Genomic DNA, 19,484 nt, shown 5'->3' with positions numbered 1-19,484 from the left:
CACCGAGAGGACCCACTGTGACCGAACCGATCGTCCGCGTGTTCCCAGACCGCGCCAGCCTCGGGCATGCGGCGGCCAGCGACATCGCGGCGGAGATCCGCGAACGGCTCGGCCTCCAGGACGCCGTACGCATGATCTTCGCGGCCGCACCCAGCCAGCAGGAGACCCTCGACGCACTCACCGCCGAGGCGGGAATCGACTGGGAACGCGTGACGGCGTTCCAGATGGATGACTATCTCGGGCTTCCCGACGAGGCACCACAACGGTTCGGTCAGTGGCTGCGGGCAGCGATCTTCGACAGGTTGCCGTTCAAGGACGTGCACCTGATGCGGACCGACGGGGATGCCGAGCTCCGGGCGGCGGAATATGCCACACTGCTCGACGAGGCGCCGATCGACATCTGCTGTCTCGGCATCGGCGTCAACGGCCACATCGCGTTCAACGACCCGCCGGTGGCCGACTTCGCCGATCCATTGGCCGTGAAGGTGGTCGAGCTCGATTCCACCTGCCGCCAGCAACAGGTGGACGACGGCTGCTTCCCCACCTTCGACGACGTACCCACGAGGGCTCTGACCCTGACCGTGCCGCGCCTGCTCGACGTGGGGCGGATGTTCTGCATGGTTCCCGGGCCGGCGAAGGCGCCCGCGGTTCGCGACGCGTTGCAGGGTCCGATCGCGGAGTCGTGTCCGGCCAGTGCCTTGCGTACCCACCACGGCTGCACCGTCTATCTCGACCAGGACTCCGCCCATGACCTCGACTGAGCCTTTGCCCGGTTCTCCCGGCGTGACCGAGTTGGCCGGCCGCGACCCCGCTACCGGCCTGTTGACGGTCGTACGCATCGAGGACGGCCTCATCGCGAAGGTGACCAGGAGTCCGGCGGGCTCAGCGGGCTCAGCGGAGGACGCGGAGGTATGGATAGCGCCCGGATTCGTCGACCTGCAGGTCAACGGGTTCGGCGGATTCGACGCCAATGCCGCCGAGGACGATGCCGGGCCGGAGGTGGTGGTCGGTCTCGTCCACGCGCTGTTCGCGGTCGGCGTCACGACCGTCGTTCCCACCATCGTGACGGCGGCCGAGTCCCACATCATCGCGTGCCTGCGCCGGATCGTCCGGGCCCGGGAGCGCGACCCGTTGGTGCGGCACGCGATCCCCTTCGTCCATGTGGAGGGGCCGCACCTGTCCGGCGAGGACGGGCCACGCGGGGTGCATCCGGCCGCGCACGTACGCCCGCCCGACGTGGCGGAGTTCGCGCGCTGGCAGGCGGCCTGCGACGGGCTGGTGGGAATGGTGACGCTGTCGCCGCACTTCGCTGGGAGTCCTGCCTACATCTCAGATCTCGTCACCCGCGGGATCCGCGTCTCCGTAGGCCACACGCACGCCGAACCCGAGCAGATCAGGGCGGCGGCGGAGGCGGGTGCGTCGTTGTCGACGCATCTCGGCAACGGCGCCCATGCGGTCCTGGCCCGGCATCCCAACTACGTGTGGGCGCAGCTCGCCGATGACCGCCTGGCCGCGGGCTTCATCGCCGACGGCCATCATCTGCCGGCGGACACACTCATCGCGATGCTGCGGGCCAAGGGACTGTCGCGGTCGTTCCTCGTGTCGGACGCCACGACACTCGCGGGATCGCCGCCCGGCACCTACCGCACGCCGGTCGGTGGCGAGGTGGAGCTGTCCGCCGAGGGGCGGTTGTCGCATGTGGGTACGCCGTACCTTGCCGGTGCCGCGCGTTCGATCGGCGACGGCGTGGCACACGTGGCGGGGCTGGGGCCGTTCTCGCTCGGCGAGGCGGTGGCGCTGGCGACGACGACGCCAGGTGCCATCGCGGGCGGCCGCGGGACTCTCGACATCGGCGCGCCGGCGGACCTGGTCCGGTTCCGTCGGAGCGCCGGCAAGGCGGAGTTGACAGTGGAGGACGTCGTGGTCGCTGGCACTCCGCGCCCCCGAGTCTGAATGGAATTGCTCTCGAACCTGAATGGAATTGCCCTCGAGCCTGAATCGATTGCGGAGAAATGGTTGACCCTGACCCGTTTCGGTATGCCACTTCTCCGCATTGAACGCGTCGGACCGCATCTCCCGTGCGGTCCGAGCGCTCAGACTTCTCCGACGTGGGCGGTCGATCGACTGCCGTTGAGCAACTTCGCCACGCTGGTCGGTCCGGTGCTTTTGCAGGGAGAGTCGGGACCGGGTTGGCAGCCTCACGAGGGAAACGCCTCGACGTTGTTGATCCGGTGCTCGAGCCTGCTGCGGGCGCGGCACTGTTGGCCTTGCGGCGAGCTGGCGTAGACACAACCGAGTTGGTGGTCAGGCGACTCGCGGCGGGTCCGAAGTGACATCTGACCGCCGACCCACACAGACATCGGGTCGGCGGTCAGATGCCGAAGCACGGCCGTCGTACGGGTCAGTCCATCGGGGGAAGTCCGAGCGCCTCACGCGCGAGGTCGAGGAAGTGGTCGCCGCGGACCACCGTGTAGTCATCGCTCAGTGAGTTGGCCACTTCCGCCAGGTCCGCGGGATTCATGCTCCACGCGATCGGAGCGATTGACACGAACAACGGTGACGTGCCGTCCCAGTCCGCGGCCGACTCGGCGATGGCGTTCTTGGTCTGCTCGACGCTGTTGACGAGATATCCGGTCGCCTGCGGCACGCCCGCGACGACCTGCATCTCGGTGTGGTCGGTGTGGTGGATGAACCAACCCCTGGGCCGTACGTCCGTGGCGAACTGGTGAGCCTTCTCGTCGCTGAGGTCCACGTCCTCGTGGTCGACCCGGTTGAGGATCTGGATCGAGTCCATGCCGGTGCGCTTCATGTACGCACCCGTCGTCGCTGTGTAGGTGGAGAAGGTGGCGTCCGGCCACGCGGTCGGGTAGATGTAGCCCGCGCCAGAGGGTCCAGCGACGAGGTAGTCGTTCTCGGTCGCGGTCTGCTGGTAGTGGGCCAGGATCGCCGGTGCGCCATCGGCGAGCAGCGGGTTGGTGGTCCAGTTGATCGGAACACTGCCGCGCGCGTCGTTCTCCCACAGGTTGCGCATGTGGTGCTGGTTGTAGGCAAAGTTGTCGCCCTCGCCCAGGGTGAACGTCACATAGATCCGGTTCTCCAGCCGCGGAGTGGGCGGTGACTGCTGCTGGTCACTGACCGGCGGCCGGGCACCCGCGAACACCGTGCCGTTCGCAAACCAGTCCGCGGGGACGACGTAGGCGGCGTGCTGGGACACCAGCTCAGTGCCGGCGAACTCGCCGGCGATGTCGGACGCAAACCACCCCATGTACGGCGTGTACGGGTCAACCGCGGACAGCATGTCCTCCAGTAGCGCGCGTTCCTCGGCTGCGTTGACTTCAAGCCAGAACACCATCGCGCGGTTGGCGACGGCGTAGTCCCGGAAAAATCCGAGGTGGACCTCCGGATTGAGAGCTACCACCATCCGGTGGGTGGTCTTGTCCCACAACTCCTCGAACTGCCATCTGTAGGCGTCGAGGCCGCTGTCGAAGCGATCGCGCAGGTCGACCAGTGTGGTCAGTCGGTAGGGAGCCTCGGAAAGCCGGGCCGCGAGTTGCGGACTGACGGCCAGCGCGTCGTGGATTCCCGCCAGTGTGGTGGCGACGTTGACTGTGTCGGGGATGCTGGGATCCCAGACCACCATTCCCTTGGCTTCCGTCTGATACTTCGACAACATCTCCCAGCGGTCCTGCTCGTCCCACGGCAGGCCGAGGTCCTCCAGCCAGGTGTATGCACCCTCTTCCTCGGTGTGGAGCAGGTAGAGGCGTGGCCGGGAGCGATTGACCAGACCCTGAAGCGTGGTGAACATGACCTTCTCGTCGTTGGGGACCGGCGAGAGAAGGTTGACGACATCGAGGTGGCGGGGCCGCGCGAAGTGCGGAAGAGCCTGACCTTCCGGCCACGAGATACCCGACGTCGGCGGGGCCGCGTTCGCAGGGGAGGCAGAACCCAGGACGGACAGCCCGATCGGCAGAGTCGAGGCGAGCAGGAACCGGCGACGCGAGACGTTCGACGGGGTTCGGTCCATGGCGGGGTCTCCCTACAGGGCTCAGGACGGTGGGCGATGGCGGTAAAGGTACTGCGAGGATTGCATGTGTCAATGTGGTAGCAGCGTCCCTAAGCAACGGCCTCTGGACGCATTTGACGGGAGGGTTAACCTGAGCAGTCGCGGTCGGATGAGAATGAACCAGTGGGTGTGCGATGAGCGTGGACAACAAGACGGACAGGGCTCCGCTCTACGAGCAGGTGCGGCGCGCGCTGCGTGCCGCGATCGAGCAGAGTGGCCACGCCCCCGGAACACCGTTCGTCACCGAGCGCGAGGTATGCCGCCGGTTCGGCGTGAGTTCGACAACCGCCGTCCGTGCCCTCAACGAGCTTGTTGCCGAGGGGGTCCTCGTCCGCCGTCAGGGAGTCGGAACGTTCATCGCCGAACGGCCTGCTGAGAAGGCAAATGCCGAGGCGCCGACGCCCGCCGGAGCGCACCGCAAGCCCACCGTGGCGTGCATCCTGCAGAACCACAGCTCCTACATCAGTCAGCTTCTGATGGGTCTGGAAACCACCTGCACCGAGCACGGCTACCGCTTGTTCCTCACGCACTGCAACGACCGTCCCGAGCGGGAGCGGACGGCACTTCAGGAGGCACTCAACGCGAACGTCAGCGGCATCGTGCTCTACCCGGCCGAAGGCGGTGCCAACGCCGACGCACTGGCCGAGGTACGCCGGCGCGGCGTTCCTCTGGTCATGATCGACCGGTACCGGCCGGACCTTGCCGCGGACGCAGTCGTCGCAGACAACGTCGCGGTCGGCTACGAGGTGACGCAGGAACTGATCCGCATGGGGCACCGACGCATCGCCACTCTGTGGAGCGAGACCGAATGCACCAGCGTGCGCGACCGGTTGACAGGGCACCTGCAGGCGCTGCGGAACAACGACATCCCCATCCACCCCGAACTCACGGTGCTCCGCAGATACGTCGGGCTGACCGAGCCCGGACAGTCCGGGACGCTCGAGACGCTGCTTGCAGACCCCGATCCTCCGAGCGTCCTTCTCTGCGCGAACGGCTTTACCCTCGCGCACGCCGTCGCCGACCTTGCGGCCATGGGCGTCGACGTACCAGGACAGGTCGACCTGGCCGGCATGGATGACGCCGGCCCGTTCGACATCCTTCCGCTGACCGTGGTCGCCGCGTCCCTTCCCGCCACGGACATCGGCCGTGAGGCGGCACTCTTGCTTCATCACCGCGTCACCAGCGGCGAGCCGTACAAGGGTGTCAAGCACCTCGTCCTTCCGATCAAGATCCGAACGAGGCACGCGGATTCCAGGCACCTTGGTGTGGTGCCGGCTACCTCGACTCCCGAGCCCGACGCGGTACCCCAGCCCGCCGGCACTTCTCTGCGCGACACCGAGCCCGTGCGACATTGACGGGGCGACCGACCAAGATCAACAGAGGTTCAGGAACAGGCTCTAAGCAGGGCGGATGACCACCTGGTCCGCCGGGAACGTTTCGGTCGTTCCGTCCTTGCGACTGACCACCACCTGCGGCATGCCGCCAGCCAGGCTCACGGACGCCTCGTCGCCCCGTCGCAGCCTCACCATTTTGGGCTCACCGCGATCCCGAACAAAATGCCCGGTCCCCAGCTCGGACTCGATTAACCCTTCGAACCTCAACGCGGCAAGAGTCTTCCTGATGGTCGGGCGCGACACGTCGTATGTCTGGGACAAATCAGACTCGGATGGCAGGCGGTCACCCGGCGCGAGATCGCCCGACGAGATCCGCTTCCTGAGAAGGTCGGCCAGCTGAACGTGTAGTGGCACATGGCTGCGTCGGTCCAACACACCCTCGACGGTAGGTAATCCGGGTAGCCGGGGTACTTATGTTTACCGGGAACCCCGGTTTACAGTCGAGATTCCGGCGCGGCGGCTGGTCGACCGGACCCGGCCCCCATTCCCGCCGGTCCCGGCCGCCGCGTCCTACCACAGCGACGTACCGACATGTGGTCGCGTCGAGCGAAGGCCAAGCGGGTCAACGGGTGGCGTCGAACCAGAGGGGAGGAGACGGCGTGCGATGGAAGGTCCTGACGTTCCTGGCGTTCGCCCTCGTCGGCTGCCTCCTGGCGATGGCGGTCCCGCGCTGACCGTCGGCTCAGCCTCGACTCAGGCCATGGTCGGAGGAAGGCTCGGTCGGTGGACCGATGCCTGCCGTCGGTCACCACTGCGAGTCTTCCCGCATGACAACGCGCTCGACGGATCCCCTGTACGCCGACTGGGTGGTGGTGCCCGGTGGCTTCCTTCACCGAGGTACGCCGACGGAGGAGGTGGCAGCTGTCTTCGACCGACACCGTGACCTTCAGGTCGATGTCGAATGGTTCCGCAAGGAGGCGCCCCGGACCGACGTGTACGTCCCCACGTTCCGCATCGCCCGAACGGCCGTCACCCACGCACAGTGGTCGCACTTCACCGCCGACACGGGTCGCAGATCGCCCACAGGCGAGCCAGACCATCCGGTCACCGGTGTCCCGTGGGCCGAAGCTACTGCGTACTGCGCCTGGCTCGGTCACCAACTCGACCGGCCCGTCCGGCTGCCCACCGAGAACGAGTGGGAACGCGCGGCCCGAGGCGACGACACGCGGGAGTACCCCTGGGGTGACGAGTTCGACCCACGCTTGGCGAACCTGCGGGAGCATGGAGCGGGTGGCCCCCTGCCGGTGGGATCCTTCCCAGCGGGAGCAAGCCCGTTCGGGGTCCTCGACCTGGCCGGGAACTGCGACGAGTGGACCTCGACCGAATATGCACGCTATCCGGGAGCGCCTGCGGGCGTCCCCGTCACCGACACCTATGCGACCGATCCTCATGTCACCCGTGGCGGTGCGTGGTTCCACTGCCGAGACCTCGCCCGGTGCGCTCGCCGGCATGGCGCGTACGACCCAGATCTCGTCGGCATCGGCTTCCGCCTGGCGAGCTCCGTCTGAGACCAGCCATGCGACCCTGCCACGGCAGTAGTTTCGACCGCCACGGACCTGTCCGAAGATGCCGCCCACGGTGGGCGTCTGATCCGTCGGACAGGTCCGCGACACTCAAGCTCGCTAGGCCGTTGCGGTGACCGGACTGGCGGCTGGCTCAGGCTCAGGCTCCGGCGCCAGTGCAGACCGCGGGCCGTTGTAGACCTGCAGGTCGAGCAGACCCTCCCGCTTCGCCACGATGGTCGGCACCAGCGCCTGGCCCGCGACGTTGGTGGCGGTACGCATCATGTCCAGAATCGGGTCGATGGCGATGAGCAGACCCACTCCCTCGAGTGGGAGCCCGAGGGTCGAGAGCGTCAGCGTCAGCATGACGATCGCACCGGTGAGCCCCGCCGTCGCCGCCGAACCGACGACCGAGACGAACGCGATCAGCAGATACTCTGTCAAGCCAAGGTTGACACCGAAGATCTGCGCCACCGTGATCGCCGCCAGCGCTGGATAGATGGCCGCGCAGCCGTCCATCTTCGTGGTGGCACCGAAGGGCACGGCGAATGAGGCGTACTCCTGTGGCACACCGAGGTTCCGCGTCACGACGCGCTGGGTCAGTGGCATGGTGCCCACCGACGACCGGGACACGAACGCCAACTCGATCGCCGGCCACGCGCCGGAGAAGAACTTCAACGGACTCAGGCCGTGCAGGCGGGCGAGGATGCTGTAGACACCGAAGAGGACGAGTGCGCATCCGACATACACGTCGACGGTGAAGGTCGCGAGCGGGCCCAGGAGGCCCCAACCGTACGTCGCGACCGCCTTGCCGATCAGGCCGAGCGTCCCGATCGGCGCTAGCCGGATGATCCACCAGAGCACCTTCTGCACAAGGGCAAGCGCTGAACGGTTGAACGCCAGGAACGGTTCGGCCTTCTCCCCCGCCGCCAGCGCCGCTGCTCCGACGACCGCCGCCACCACGACGATCTGCAGGACGTTGAACGACAGGGCCGTCGTCACCGAGACCACGCCATCCGCTTGCTCCGTTGAGGTTTCGGCGGACACGCCGAGCACGTTGGCGGGAATGATGCCGGTGAGGAAGTCGAGCCAGGACCCGCTGGTTCCGTCATAGGCCTCCGCGTTGTCCTGCGAGAGCGACGTGTTGAGGCCCGGGTTGGTGAGCAGACCGAGGACAAGCCCGATCGTCACGGCGAGGAGCGAGGTGATCATGAACCAGAGCAGGGTCTGGCCCGCGAGTCGTGCCGCACCGGTCACCTGGCGCAGGCTGGCGATGCTCACGACGATAGCGGTGAAGATCAACGGGGGTACGGCGACCCGCAGCAGCTGGACGAAGATGCTGCCGATCTGGGTGAGGGTCTCGGCGAGCCAGCTCAGCTCGAGGCCGCGGGCGAGCAGGCCGAGGATGATGCCGAGGGTCAGACCCGCGAGGATCTGGACCCAGAACGGCAAGCGGGGTTGACGAGTCTGCCGCGCTGACGCGGCGGAGGTAGCCGACACGATTTTCCTCCCGTACGAAGGCGTACGACGGTGGTCTTGTGGCGAAAGGGATCAGAGCTGGAGACCGTCATCTTTGTCAGGTCCGGCTCCGGCGAAGGCGCACCGGCCAATCGGCGCAGCGCTCAGGTGTCTCGAATCGGCAGGGCGCCCGCGTCCTGGAAATCAAGGGAGCTCAGGCGTCTGCGGACCGCCCCAGATCTGCGGCGTTCGACTTACTGACAGGCGGAGCTGGCCTGTAGCCGAAGGTCGACGTACAGGCGTACCCAGAGCAGGATGCGAACGTTCATCGCCTTCTCGAACATCCCTTGTGGATCCACTTATTCCGGCGGAGCTGTCTCACTCCGGACAGCACATCCGTGGGGAACCGTCGGGTCAGCGCAGGTCGAGGCCGAGGTCCAGCGCGGGAGCGGAATGGGTCAGCGCCCCGACGGCGAGAAAGTCGACACCGGTCCCGGCATAGGCGCGCGCCTCGTCGAGCACGAGCCCGCCCGAAGCCTCCAACCGCGTCCCAGGTGCCGACGCACGAGTGCGCCGGACCGCCTCCGCGCACTGCTCGACCGTGAAATTGTCCAGCAGGACGAACTCCGCCGCGGCTGCCAACGCCTCGTCCAACTCCGAAAGCGAACCCACCTCGACCTCGCACGGAAGATCGGGCACCTCTGCACGCACCGCAGCGAGCGCCGCGGCCACACTGCCGGCAGCTACGACATGGTTGTCCTTGATGAGGACCGCGTCCCCCAGCCCCAACCGGTGGTTGGCCCCGCCACCGCAACGGACGGCGTACTTCTCCAACATCCGCAGCCCGGGCAAGGTTTTCCGCGTGTCGCGGATCGTGCATCCGGTACCCGCGACCGCAGCGACCCACGCGGCCGACGTGGTGGCGACACCGGACAGGTGGCAGACCAGGTTGAGCGCAGTGCGTTCGGCGGTGAGGAGGCCCCGTACCGGCGCGCGCACCACCAGCGCCGGTTGGTGTGGCGCGAGCACCGCACCGTCGGCCTCGCGCGCCAGCACCTCCACCTCCCCCGGCATCAGCAGGTCGAACACCACCAGCGCCACCGCGCCGCCGGCAAGGACGCCTTGACACCGGGGCGTCATCTCTGCCCGGACGAGCACCTGCTCGGGTGTCGTCGCCACCGTCGTCGCGTCCGGGCCGTACCGGAGGTCCTCTGTCAAGCCGGTCTTGACGACCCTCAGGACGTCATCGGCGTCGAGCCCGGACTCGGCCAGCGCAGCGGCCACGCCCGGCGAAAGCGTGTCCAGCGAACGCTCCGCCCAGGCCCCCACCCGGACCTCCGCCGACCCGTCCGTCACCACTGTGCCCCGCGTCATGCCACACCATCCAATGCCAATGTCCTGGCCGGGACGAGCTGACCCTCAGCGTCGAGGCGTACAGCCAGACTGACCCGCCAACGTTCGTCGTCAGTGTCGGTGAAGTCGTGGCGCACGTGGCAACCACGCGACTCGTGGCGCTCCTGCGCGGCGACGATGACCGCGCGCGCCGCCAGGGCGAGGGCGGCGTCCTCGACCCCTTCACGCGTATCCACCAGAGTCGTCGTACCGGTCGCGTCGAGCGCCTCTTCCGCCACCGCCAGCCCGCAGGCGTCCCGCCCGATCGCGACGTGTCGGCTCATGACCCGCTGCAGGGTGGAACGCCGGGCGACCGAAAGCACCGGCAACGGCTCCTCGACCATCTGGTCCACGTCCGCGAGTGCGCCCGTCGCCAGGTCGGACACCGCCGCCCGGGCGGCGCGGGTGCCCACGACCAAACCCTCCAGCAGGCTGTTGGAGGCCAGCCGGTTGGCGCCGTGCAGGCCGGTGCGCGCGACCTCGCCAGCGGCGTAGAGACCGGTCACCTCGGTGCGCCCGTCGATCGTCGTCGCGACGCCACCGCACCCGAAGTGCGCCGCCGGGGCGACCGGGATCGGCTCCACGGACGGGTCGATCGACGCCGCCGTGCAGGCGGCGTAGACCGTCGGGAACCGCGCTCGGAACGCCGCCGCCGAGAGGTGCGTGGCGTCGAGATACACGTGGTCGTCCACACCGCCCGGCGCCTCCGCGAGCCGCCGGATGATCGCCGCCGACACGACGTCTCGTGGTGCCAGGTCACCCAACGGATGGACGCCCGCCATCACCGCCGCGCCGGACGCGTCCACCAGGACCGCACCCTCGCCGCGGACCGCCTCCGTCACCAGTGGCCGCCGGCCGGTCGAACCCCGCCCGGTGTAGAGCACCGTCGGATGGAACTGCACGAACTCCATGTCCGCCACGGACGCACCCGCCCGCAACGCCAACGCGATCCCGTCGGCGGTCGCGACGTCGGGGTTCGTCGTCGACTGGTACAGCTGGCCGAGCCCGCCGGTGGCGAGCAGGACAGCGGGTGCGCGCACGACGCCCGCCACACCGTCGGCGCCGAGCAGGAGTACACCGGCCGCCGCCCCTTCGGGAGTACGCAGGACCTGGACGGCGACCTGGCTCTCGAGCACTGTCAACGCGCGCTTGCGTACACCGGTCAGCAGGGCCCGCTGCACTTCGGCTCCGGTCGCGTCACCACCGGCATGGACCACGCGGTAGGCGGTGTGGCCGCCCTCCCGGGTGCGTGCGAGCAGTCCCGACGCGGCGTCGACGTCGAACGCCGCGCCGTACCGCCGCAACGACGCCACGGCCGCCGGACCGTCCCCGATGATGGCCGCGACCGCGTCGGCGTCGCACAGACCCACACCGGCCCGCAGCGTGTCGTCCACGTGCCGGTCGACAGTGTCGCCCTCGTCGTGCTCGTCGGCGCGGACGACGGCGACCCCGCCCTGCGCCCAGCGGGTGTTTCCCTCGTGGGCGTACGTCTTGGTGACCACGAGAGTTCGCAGACCGAGTCGGGACGCCTCGAGTGCGGCGGTGAGCCCGGCCACGCCGGAACCGATCACCACCACGTCGGCGGATGCTTCCCAGCGGCTCCTCATTCGCCGCCGCCGGGTTGGCCGATCTCCACCATCCGCTGCACGGCGCCGCGGGCACGCTCGGCCAGGACCGGATCGACGTGGACCTCGTCGACGCCGTCGCGCAGCGAACGCAGCAACGCGGCCGGGGTGATCATCTTCATGTATTTGCAGGACGCGCGGTCGTTGACCGCCTGGAAGTCCGTACCCGGTGCGGCCTTGCGGAGTTGGTGCAGCATGCCGATCTCGGTGGCGACCAGCACGGATCGCGACCGGGTCTCGCGGGCCGCGTCGAGCATCCCACCGGTGGACAGGATCTTCACCCGGTCGGGCGGCACCGCACCCTCGCCCGCGAGGTAGAGCGCGGAGGTCGCGCAACCACACTCGGGGTGGATGAACAGCTCGGCGTCAGGGTGCGCGGCCGCCCGCTCGGTGAGTTCCGAGCCGTTGATGCCCGCGTGGACGTGACACTCGCCCGCCCAGACGTGGAGGTTCTCCCGCCCGGTCTCACGCTTGACGTGAGCGCCCAGGAACATGTCAGGCAGGAACAGCACCTCGCGGTCGGCGGGGATCGACGCGACGACCTCGACCGCGTTGGACGACGTGCAGCAGATGTCGGTCTCCGCCTTCACCTCCGCGGTCGTGTTGACGTACGACACGACGACGGCGCCTGGGTGCTCGGCCTTCCACGACCGCAACTGGTCGGCGGTGATCGAGTCGGCCAGGGAGCACCCGGCCCGCGCGTCCGGGATCAGGACGGTCTTGTCCGGACTCAGGATCTTCGCGGTCTCGGCCATGAAGTGGACGCCACAGAAGACGATGGTCGACGCGTCACTGGCGGCGGCGATGCGGCTCAACGCGAGCGAGTCACCGGTGTGGTCGGCAATGTCCTGGATCGCAGGAACCTGGTAGTTGTGCGCCAGGAGGACGGCGTCGCGCTCGGTGGCGAGCCGGCGTACCTCCTCCTGCCATGCCTGGTCCGGCTCCACTCCGTCGTAGGCGCCGGTCCCGCTCTCTGACATGTCGCTCTCAGATGATTCGGTGTCCGAGCGGGGCTCCGCTGAGGTGACAGCGGTCATGGGCCCTCCCTGCACTTCTCCTCTGGGGCTTTCCCTTTGGGGCTTTCGACTTCCGGTTTTCGCCTTTGAATCGAAAACTTCTAGAGATACTATCACCGCGTGAACAAACTGGGGCATGAGGTGCTTGCGGCAGTGCTCCAGGTCCGGTCCCGGTCACCCGACCAGCTGTCCCTCGAGGTGCTGCTGTGGCAGCGGGCGCGCGAGCCGCAGGCCGGTCGATGGTCGCTTCCGGGCGGACGGCTCCAGGCCGACGAGGACATCGAGAGATCCGTACGCCGGCAGCTGGCCGAAAAGGTCGATGTGCGGCAACTGTCCCATGTCGAACAGCTCGCGACGTTCAGCGCACCCGACCGGGTACCCGGCCCTCGCGTCATCGCCACCGCGTTCCTCGGCCTCGTCGCGAGCGACAACGACCCGGAGCTTCCTGACGACACACAGTGGCATCGAGTCGATGCGCTCCCCCGCACGGCGTTCGACCACGAGGCGATCATCCTCCGCGCGCGCGACCGACTCCGCTCCAAGCTCTCCTACACCAACCTGGGATTCGCCTTGGCGCCGCCGACGTTCACCATCTCCGAGCTGCGCGAGCTCTACTCCGCCGCCCTCGGACACCGGGTCTCCGCGACCAACCTGCAGCGGGTCCTCTCCCGACGTGGGCAGCTCACGACGACCGGCGAAACGGCCTCGCCCGGACCGTCGGGCGGGCGGCCGGCGGCGTTGTTCCGCTTCACCTGCCGCGACATCCAGGTGACCGATCCGGTCGCCGTGCTGCGTCCACCGAGCGGGCGCCGGTAGCTGCCACCGGACCAGGAGCCTGCCGGCTCAGGGCGTTTCCTTTGCCAGCGCGAACAGGTGGTCGAGAACCTTGCCCGTACGCAGCCCGTCGTGTTCGTAGCTGTTGGTGATCCACGGTGTCACGCGTCCTACGGAGGCGGCGGTCGCGAGGGAGAACTCCCGGGCGACGTAGAGGTCGTCGAAGTAGACCGCGGCGAAGACCGGTACGTCGTTGGCGCCGAGCCGGTCGACGTCGTAGAGCGCCGGCCAGTCGTCCTTGTCCGCCAGCACGTGCGCGACCTCGCGTAGCGGCACGAGCGCGGGGTCCTCGTCGAACAGGAACGGGTAGATCATCTCGCCGGTGAACAGGAACGGCGTGTCGGGATCGAGGGCGAACTCCGGCCGCAGTGCATAGACCCGTTCGGCAGACCACGCCGACGCCGCACGCTGGGTGTAGCACGCTTCGTGCAGGACGGCGTACAACGGACCGGAGGCGAAGCTCGCTCCCTGCCCGACGGCCGCCAGGAACGTGTCGGAGAGGTCAGGTCCCGCCACCCCGTCGACCCACGCCTCCTCGAGCAGGTAGTGCAACGCGTCGAAGTCGTTCCGCATACCCAGGCGCATGCCGACACCCTGGAAGCGGCGCGGGCTCAGCCGCTCGCCGGTCGGCAGGCGTACGTCGTGGTCGCGGATATGGTCGACGATGCGGGCGCACAGGTCGCGGTCGTCTGGGTGGCGGGCGAAGTACGCGGTGTTCTTCTCGACCGCGCGCGAGTAGGTGACCTGGTAGATCTCGTCCGGCGTCGCCGAAAGCGGCGGAAGCCCACCGGTGACGAAGACCTCGCGCAACCCCTCCGGTGCGTACGACAGATAGGACAGCGCGCAGAAGCCACCGAAGCTCTGACCGAGGGCCGTCCACGGTTCGTCACCCTGGAGCGCACGGCGCAGGAGTTCGGCGTCGCGGACGATCGCATCAGCGCGGAAATGGCTGAGGTAGTCCGCCTGGTCCGCCGGCGTCCCCCGCCGCGGCAGAGTCTGCCGGTTGGCCGGCGTGGACAGTCCAGTTCCGCGCTGGTCCAGCAACACGACGCGGTAGTCCTTCAACGCCCGCTCGAGCCACCCCGCACGGCTGACCGGGCGCGGCCCCTTCCCACCCGGACCGCCCTGGAGGAACACGAGACGCGGAAGCGACTCGGCATTGGGCTGAGTGGTGTCGACGACTTCGCGCGCATAGACCTGGATCTGTTCCCCGCCGGGGCGGTCGTGGTCGAGCGGCACGTCGATCACGTACTCCGTGCACTCGAGGCCGCGCTGGCGATAGGACCGCGTCGTCGTATTCATGTCATCTCCCTCGCTGAGGTCGCCGTTCACCAGAACTTGGTGCCGTCGAGCATCTCCCGGGTCGAGTCCGCGTGCCCACAGTGGTGGGCCGTCTCCTCGATGAGATGGAGAAGCACCCACCGGAGGTCGAGGCCGGGTATGGGTTCCCGACCACCGAGGCATGGAGCGTCGAGACTCGGTGCGCCACGGACGGTCGCGTCGGTGCGGATGGCCCGCTCCTCGTACGCAGCGACAACCTCCGCCAGCGTGTGGTCTGCCGTCGGCACGAACTCCTCCTCCGACCGGGACACCTCCTGGCAGAGATAGCGACCGTCGATCCAGCGCCACTCGACATGGGTGAGGTGGTTGAGCACACCTGTGACGGGGATGAGCTTGCCGGCGGGCGTCCAGCGCGCTTGTTCCTCCGTCAATCCCTCGGCGGTCTTGAGCACCTTGGCACGCTCCCCGCGCAAGAACCCGAGCAGCACCTCGCGCTCGCCGGAGCGGGGATCAGGGTCAAGGGTCAGGTTGCTCATCGGCGGCCTCCCGGTTCTCGGCTCAGGCCACGGCCTCTCCCGGCGAGTGTCGCCGGGCGGCGTGTCCTGCGCTCCGGTTATATCTCCCGACTCCCCCAGCGCTCTACCGGCCCGCGCGCCTGCCGGCGACGTGCGTACGGAAAAGATCCGCTCCGCGTGTCGTCAACAGGCGGTCCCGTCCGCTTTGATGTCCGACATGACTCTTCGGTGGGAGCCACTGGGTCCGGCGCGCGGCCGGGTGGTGCTCCTGCACGGCGAGATGTCACACGCGGCGACCTGGTGGCGGATCGGACCGGCGCTCGCCGGGCTCGGCTGGGACGTCACCGCGCTCGACCTCCCCGGCCACGGCAAGCGACCACTCGTCAACCGGCCGTTGCACATGCCGGCCATCGTCCAGGGAACCTCCGAACGGTTCCCCGGCAAGGTCGACGTCCTCGTCGGCCACGGGCTCGGCGCCATCGTCGCGCTCGTGCTGGCCAGCCGGTACGTCGATCTCACCGAGGCGCTGGTGCTGGAGGAGCCGCCGGGCGCCCGGACCGAGGACCGCGAAGCGTTGGCCGACTCGATCGCCACGGACTCCGCGCTCGTCCACTCCGGCCGCGACCAGCTCATGCGGCGGCTGCGCCTCGCCAACCCACGCTGGTCCCCCGAAGACGTCGAACACGCCGTCGCCGGCATGGCCGCGGCCGATGTTCCTGCGATCCTCGCCGGGTTTCGCGCACCCCGCCCGTGGGACCTGCCGACGTTGGTCGCGACTCTGCGCGCCCAGGCACTCGTGTTGGCCGCACCGGACGAACCCGACCCGCTCGGCAGTGGTCGGCTGAGCGCGCTGCGCGGTATCGATCGGCTCGCCGTCGAACGCGCCCTCCCCACCGAACGCTTCACGGTCCTGCCAGGCGGCCATCACCTTCACCGCGATGTGCCCGACCTGTGGGTCAAGACGTTCAGGGAGTTCGTCGACACCGTGCACCCGCTCCGTGACACGCCCTGAGCCGCAATCTTGAAGCGCCGCAGGCTTTCTGGTCGGTATCTTGCTCACCTCGGGCGAGCTGGCGGCGCTCGTTGCTAGTACAGCGAGGTCGACAGGTCACTGACGATCGCTTCGACCGTTTCCTTGGGCGTCTGACCACTCGAGTCGAGCCAGAGACCTCGACGAGGCGTTTCCTGGAGGGCGCGTTGCATCGAGGCGACCGCCGCTTCGAGAGTCATGCCAGGCTTCTGCCAGTCTCGGTAGGAGTTCTTGCCCCTTCCGATCTCGCGCTCCACGATGGCGTCGACCGAAGGGTTGAGGACGACCAGGTGACGCTCGGCGTTCCTGATCGAGTCCATCCACCTGTGCACGTCGGCACCCAGGATGATGTCGGTGTAGACGAAGTCGAACCCCGACTCGACGTAGTGCTGTGCGACGAGCGCCGCCGCGTCGTACCGCAGCCCCACCTGGCGGACTGCTTCAGGGTGCCGCGCTGGTGTCATGTCCACGTTGCCCGCGACGACCATCCGATAGAAGACGTCGCCGTCGAACGCGGCCGCGAGTGGCCCGAGGCCGGCAGCGAGCAATGGCCCGATCGTCGTCTTTCCCGCCGCCTGCATCCCGGTCACCATCACGACTTTTCCCACGGTGACGAGCCTGCCACACACCAGGTGCCCGATCGTGAGCGTGGTTTGGGCGCTGACCTCGTGACCAACCCAGCGTGTCAGCTCACCGCGCTGTGTGCCCGGGCGCGCAGCGCCGTGAGCGCCGCCGGCCTGCCCACCTCACTCAAGCTCCTCTCCAGGCCGCCAACCCGACCATCGGCGAAGCCGAGCGCGACTGCGCGACGGAACCATCCGACAACGACCTCATAGGCCGCGCCCTCGGGTATCAACCGGCCGTGCCGATCGCGGAACTCGGGCGCGACCGCCTCGTGGGCGAGCGCGCTGAGGTCGTCGAGCGTGCACGATCCACGGAGCATGACCGCGCACGCGATCTCGCCCACCCGGATCTCGAAGGGGGTCGTGCCGAGCCACGCGACCGCCGACACCTCCCAGAACCGTCCCGGTGCTTCCCGTAGTGCCCGGCACCGGGCGGACGGTCGGAGCTGGTCGCGACGCTTGGTGAGCAGCCGGTGTTCACGCAGGAGTTCGTGCAGTTCGAGCAGCGGCGCCAGGTCGGCCTCCCTCGTCGCCCGGAACGGCGGCGGGCTCCATCCGAAACGCTCGTCGGCGGCCTTGACGATCGACGGCGGCAGATAGCCGCGTTGGGTGAGGCGTACGCCTTGTCCGATCTGGTCCAGGAGCCACACCAGAGGTGCCGGCTCCCCCTCGGGCACCGGCAGCGGTTCCCGTAGGAGTGGCTCGATCTCCCCAAGGATCACGCAGCGGGCCGGTGTGCCCGTCGTGCTCCACCGCTCACGGCGAAAGCCGTGGATCACATCGACGGGACGCTGCGCGTCGAACAACCGGGTCGGCGTGGTGAGCCACCGGTCGGTCAGGGCCTGCTGCCGCTGGCGCCAACCGGCCGTTCCCGGAACATAGTCGCCGGCCACCACGGCAGCCTCGAGGACACGCCTCAGCTCGTCGTGGGCGTGCGTCTCCGGTCCGTTGTGCCTGGATCCCCACACGAGCAGATCGGTGTCGGGCGGCATGGTGCCGGTCTTTACATACGCCGCCTCGGCCGCGCGGGCACCGTCATCGCCCGAGCGGGCATGGGCGGCGAGGATCTCCCGGGTCTCATCCGATCGGGCCAGGACGGCGAGCGTCGGTCGCCCAGCCAGATCGAGGACCTGCGCAGTCGCCTCGGCCACCTGCGGCCACTGGGCGGGGGAAACCGTCCACCTGGTGGGGAGGTCGAGCCAGAGCAGCCGTTGGACCTCTGCCTGCCCAAGCTCACTGAACTCCATCGCGTCGCCGACCAGCCACTCGACCACCAGGCGGGCATGGCCCGCCAGCTCCGCTGGCACGCGCGCCAAAAGCAAGTCGTGCCGACCCATGACCTGAGTGCGCTCCCTTCTCGTCCGGATGACGTACGACGCTCACCAAGGATCACACAGAGCCCCATGGACCCGTCCAATCCCGGTACGCCGCGACGTGATCGGTCGTCACGACAAGGCCCGGTTGTGGAAAAAGCTCACCAAGCCGACCGGAAAAGGCGCACCATCAAAGACATGCGAACTCAACGGGGGGAGTTGCGCGACCCGGCCGCCGCGCTCGCGGGCATCGCCCGGCGTCACCGGCTTCGCGCCGGCATGGTCATCATCGGTCTCGTCGAACTTCCCGACACGATCCAACATCTCCTCGACACGGCCGTGCTCGCCCTGACAGACAGAACCACGGACGAGATCCGACACTGCGCGGCGGCCGTCCGCGACACGGCCGAGCAACTGTTCGGCCCGCGGGTCAGTGTCGGCCCGCCAAGGCATTCGTTCCTGACGGTGATCGTCCGGAGCGGGCCGCTCGAGATCACCGCCGCCGACCGCCGATGGCTCGAGGGATGGCGTCAGTCCGGGCACGACGTACCAGCCTTCGACGGTCAGGTGATCCTGCTCACCGAGCAGGGGTGGCGCACCGCTGACGACAGGCAGCGTGGCTATCACCCGACCCTCGCCGTCGGCTGACCACGAGCGGCGCAGGCGTCGACGCTCGCCTCGTACGGCCGCGGACCGCCGTTGGATCACACACTGCGCGGCTGACCGGACTTGCCACGATGTGAGCAAGGGCCTGCGGAGAGGAACCGTGACGCCTAAGATCACCACGGTCCTCGTCCGGGGAGACAGCCATGGCCGATCGCTACAACCCGCCACCGAACTGGCCACGCCCACCCGCTGACTGGACCCCTCCACCCGGCTGGAAACCCGACCCGTCCTGGGGTCCTCCGCCGTACGGATGGCAGCTGTGGATCGACGACTCCCCGCCCCGCGCCACGTTCGGCCGACGACCGCTCGGCGTCGCCCTCGGGTTCGTCGTGGGCGTCACCATCCTGCTGGCATACGTCTTCGTCTTCTCCGCACCCGGCGAGACGAGCGTCGTCACTCTCGATCCGGATGACCAGCCGGCTCGGCGCACGCCGAAGGCTGACCGCGACGCCGATCGTGGTCCCGTGCCCACCGCGCGCCAGGCGCCGGCGCCCTACTCCGCCGAGCCGCACCCTCCTGCGACCTCACCGAAGGAGCCACACCGGGACTCCTCGGCGGGCCTGTCGACGCCCTCGGAACCGTCCGATTCCGGAAACGACTCGCGCCACGACCGGTCCCGGAACTGGCCACACCACGTCGACCCGTGGTTCGTGAACTGCCGGCGGGCCAGGGAGAGCGGCTACGGGCCGTACTACTTCGGCAGGGACATCGAGTACTTCTGGTACCACGACCGGGACCGCGACGGCCTGGCGTGCGAGTGACGGCGTAGCCC

The 19,484-nt window shown here is 68.5% G+C and carries 19 protein-coding genes; 8 read left to right on the top strand and 11 right to left on the bottom strand.

The window, feature by feature from the left end; all coding sequences use genetic code 11:
• Positions 1 to 17 precede the first annotated feature (17 nt).
• Positions 18 to 761: a glucosamine-6-phosphate deaminase gene (locus ABNF93_RS05865; protein WP_349326538.1), complete on the top strand. Its 744-nt coding sequence runs from the start codon at positions 18 to 20 to the stop codon at positions 759 to 761.
• The gene (locus ABNF93_RS05860; protein WP_349326536.1) at positions 748 to 1,953 is read left to right on the top strand and encodes an N-acetylglucosamine-6-phosphate deacetylase; all 1,206 of its coding nucleotides are present in this window, start codon (positions 748 to 750) and stop codon (positions 1,951 to 1,953) included. The genes ABNF93_RS05865 and ABNF93_RS05860 overlap by 14 nt, the downstream gene beginning before the upstream one ends.
• A gap of 245 nt (positions 1,954 to 2,198) precedes the next feature.
• On the opposite strand, the gene ABNF93_RS05855 is transcribed toward ABNF93_RS05860, so the two are convergent.
• Positions 2,199 to 2,336: a hypothetical protein gene (locus ABNF93_RS05855; protein WP_349326534.1), complete on the bottom strand. Its 138-nt coding sequence runs from the start codon at positions 2,334 to 2,336 to the stop codon at positions 2,199 to 2,201.
• Between the two features lie 65 nt (positions 2,337 to 2,401).
• Positions 2,402 to 4,024 carry a GxGYxYP domain-containing protein gene (locus ABNF93_RS05850; protein ID WP_349326532.1) on the bottom strand — a complete coding sequence of 541 codons (1,623 nt, stop codon included), beginning with the start codon at positions 4,022 to 4,024 and terminating at the stop codon, positions 2,402 to 2,404.
• A 173-nt stretch (positions 4,025 to 4,197) separates the two neighbouring features.
• Between ABNF93_RS05850 and ABNF93_RS05845 the strand changes: the two genes are divergently transcribed.
• Complete coding sequence (locus ABNF93_RS05845) at positions 4,198 to 5,418, top strand: GntR family transcriptional regulator (RefSeq protein ID WP_349326530.1); 1,221 nt, start codon at positions 4,198 to 4,200, stop codon at positions 5,416 to 5,418.
• 42 nt (positions 5,419 to 5,460) lie between these two features.
• Here ABNF93_RS05845 and ABNF93_RS05840 read toward each other — a convergent pair whose 3' ends face one another.
• Positions 5,461 to 5,832, bottom strand: a complete 372-nt coding sequence (locus tag ABNF93_RS05840) for a GntR family transcriptional regulator (protein ID WP_349326528.1) — start codon at positions 5,830 to 5,832, stop codon at positions 5,461 to 5,463.
• A 392-nt stretch (positions 5,833 to 6,224) separates the two neighbouring features.
• Here ABNF93_RS05840 and ABNF93_RS05835 point away from each other — a divergent pair, with 392 nt between their 5' ends.
• Entirely contained in the window at positions 6,225 to 6,965 is a 741-nt protein-coding gene (locus ABNF93_RS05835) for a formylglycine-generating enzyme family protein (RefSeq protein ID WP_349326526.1), read from the top strand.
• A 114-nt stretch (positions 6,966 to 7,079) separates the two neighbouring features.
• Here ABNF93_RS05835 and ABNF93_RS05830 read toward each other — a convergent pair whose 3' ends face one another.
• The 4 genes from ABNF93_RS05830 to nadA form a co-directional block, all read right to left on the bottom strand.
• Positions 7,080 to 8,411: a dicarboxylate/amino acid:cation symporter gene (locus ABNF93_RS05830; protein WP_349326524.1), complete on the bottom strand. Its 1,332-nt coding sequence runs from the start codon at positions 8,409 to 8,411 to the stop codon at positions 7,080 to 7,082.
• Between the two features lie 420 nt (positions 8,412 to 8,831).
• Positions 8,832 to 9,791 carry a carboxylating nicotinate-nucleotide diphosphorylase gene (gene nadC, locus ABNF93_RS05825; protein ID WP_349326522.1) on the bottom strand — a complete coding sequence of 320 codons (960 nt, stop codon included), beginning with the start codon at positions 9,789 to 9,791 and terminating at the stop codon, positions 8,832 to 8,834.
• Positions 9,788 to 11,386 (bottom strand): L-aspartate oxidase, encoded by a 1,599-nt coding sequence (locus ABNF93_RS05820; RefSeq protein ID WP_349326520.1) that lies wholly within the window; start codon positions 11,384 to 11,386, stop codon positions 9,788 to 9,790. Before ABNF93_RS05820 ends, nadC begins: the two co-directional genes overlap by 4 nt.
• A 26-nt stretch (positions 11,387 to 11,412) precedes the next feature.
• Entirely contained in the window at positions 11,413 to 12,414 is a 1,002-nt protein-coding gene (nadA, locus tag ABNF93_RS05815; protein ID WP_349326646.1) for a quinolinate synthase NadA, read from the bottom strand.
• 156 nt (positions 12,415 to 12,570) lie between these two features.
• Between nadA and ABNF93_RS05810 the strand changes: the two genes are divergently transcribed.
• Positions 12,571 to 13,266 carry an NUDIX hydrolase gene (locus ABNF93_RS05810; RefSeq protein WP_349326519.1) on the top strand — a complete coding sequence of 232 codons (696 nt, stop codon included), beginning with the start codon at positions 12,571 to 12,573 and terminating at the stop codon, positions 13,264 to 13,266.
• Between the two features lie 27 nt (positions 13,267 to 13,293).
• Here the strand turns inward: ABNF93_RS05810 and ABNF93_RS05805 are convergent, their stop codons facing one another.
• Complete coding sequence (locus tag ABNF93_RS05805) at positions 13,294 to 14,586, bottom strand: alpha/beta fold hydrolase (protein ID WP_349326517.1); 1,293 nt, start codon at positions 14,584 to 14,586, stop codon at positions 13,294 to 13,296.
• Positions 14,587 to 14,612: 26 nt separating this feature from the next.
• Positions 14,613 to 15,101, bottom strand: coding sequence for a DinB family protein (locus ABNF93_RS05800; protein WP_349326515.1), 489 nt, complete (start codon positions 15,099 to 15,101; stop codon positions 14,613 to 14,615).
• Between the two features lie 196 nt (positions 15,102 to 15,297).
• On the opposite strand from ABNF93_RS05800, the gene ABNF93_RS05795 reads away from it, so the two are divergent.
• On the top strand, positions 15,298 to 16,092 hold the full coding sequence (locus ABNF93_RS05795) for an alpha/beta fold hydrolase (protein ID WP_349326514.1): 795 nt from the start codon (positions 15,298 to 15,300) through the stop codon (positions 16,090 to 16,092).
• Between the two features lie 74 nt (positions 16,093 to 16,166).
• Here ABNF93_RS05795 and ABNF93_RS05790 read toward each other — a convergent pair whose 3' ends face one another.
• Positions 16,167 to 16,718 carry a hypothetical protein gene (locus tag ABNF93_RS05790; protein ID WP_349326512.1) on the bottom strand — a complete coding sequence of 184 codons (552 nt, stop codon included), beginning with the start codon at positions 16,716 to 16,718 and terminating at the stop codon, positions 16,167 to 16,169.
• A gap of 77 nt (positions 16,719 to 16,795) precedes the next feature.
• Complete coding sequence (locus ABNF93_RS05785) at positions 16,796 to 18,070, bottom strand: hypothetical protein (protein ID WP_349326510.1); 1,275 nt, start codon at positions 18,068 to 18,070, stop codon at positions 16,796 to 16,798.
• Between the two features lie 174 nt (positions 18,071 to 18,244).
• Between ABNF93_RS05785 and ABNF93_RS05780 the strand changes: the two genes are divergently transcribed.
• Together ABNF93_RS05780 and ABNF93_RS05775 are read left to right on the top strand one after the other, a co-directional pair.
• Positions 18,245 to 18,694: a hypothetical protein gene (locus ABNF93_RS05780; protein ID WP_349326509.1), complete on the top strand. Its 450-nt coding sequence runs from the start codon at positions 18,245 to 18,247 to the stop codon at positions 18,692 to 18,694.
• A gap of 161 nt (positions 18,695 to 18,855) precedes the next feature.
• Complete coding sequence (locus ABNF93_RS05775) at positions 18,856 to 19,473, top strand: excalibur calcium-binding domain-containing protein (RefSeq protein WP_349326507.1); 618 nt, start codon at positions 18,856 to 18,858, stop codon at positions 19,471 to 19,473.
• Positions 19,474 to 19,484 lie beyond the last annotated feature (11 nt).

Origin of the sequence: Actinopolymorpha sp. B9G3 (assembly GCF_040120725.1) — a bacterium.
In the GTDB taxonomy this organism is placed as follows: Bacteria; Actinomycetota; Actinomycetes; order Propionibacteriales; family Actinopolymorphaceae; genus Thermasporomyces.
This window is presented reverse-complemented; position numbering and strand designations above follow the sequence as displayed.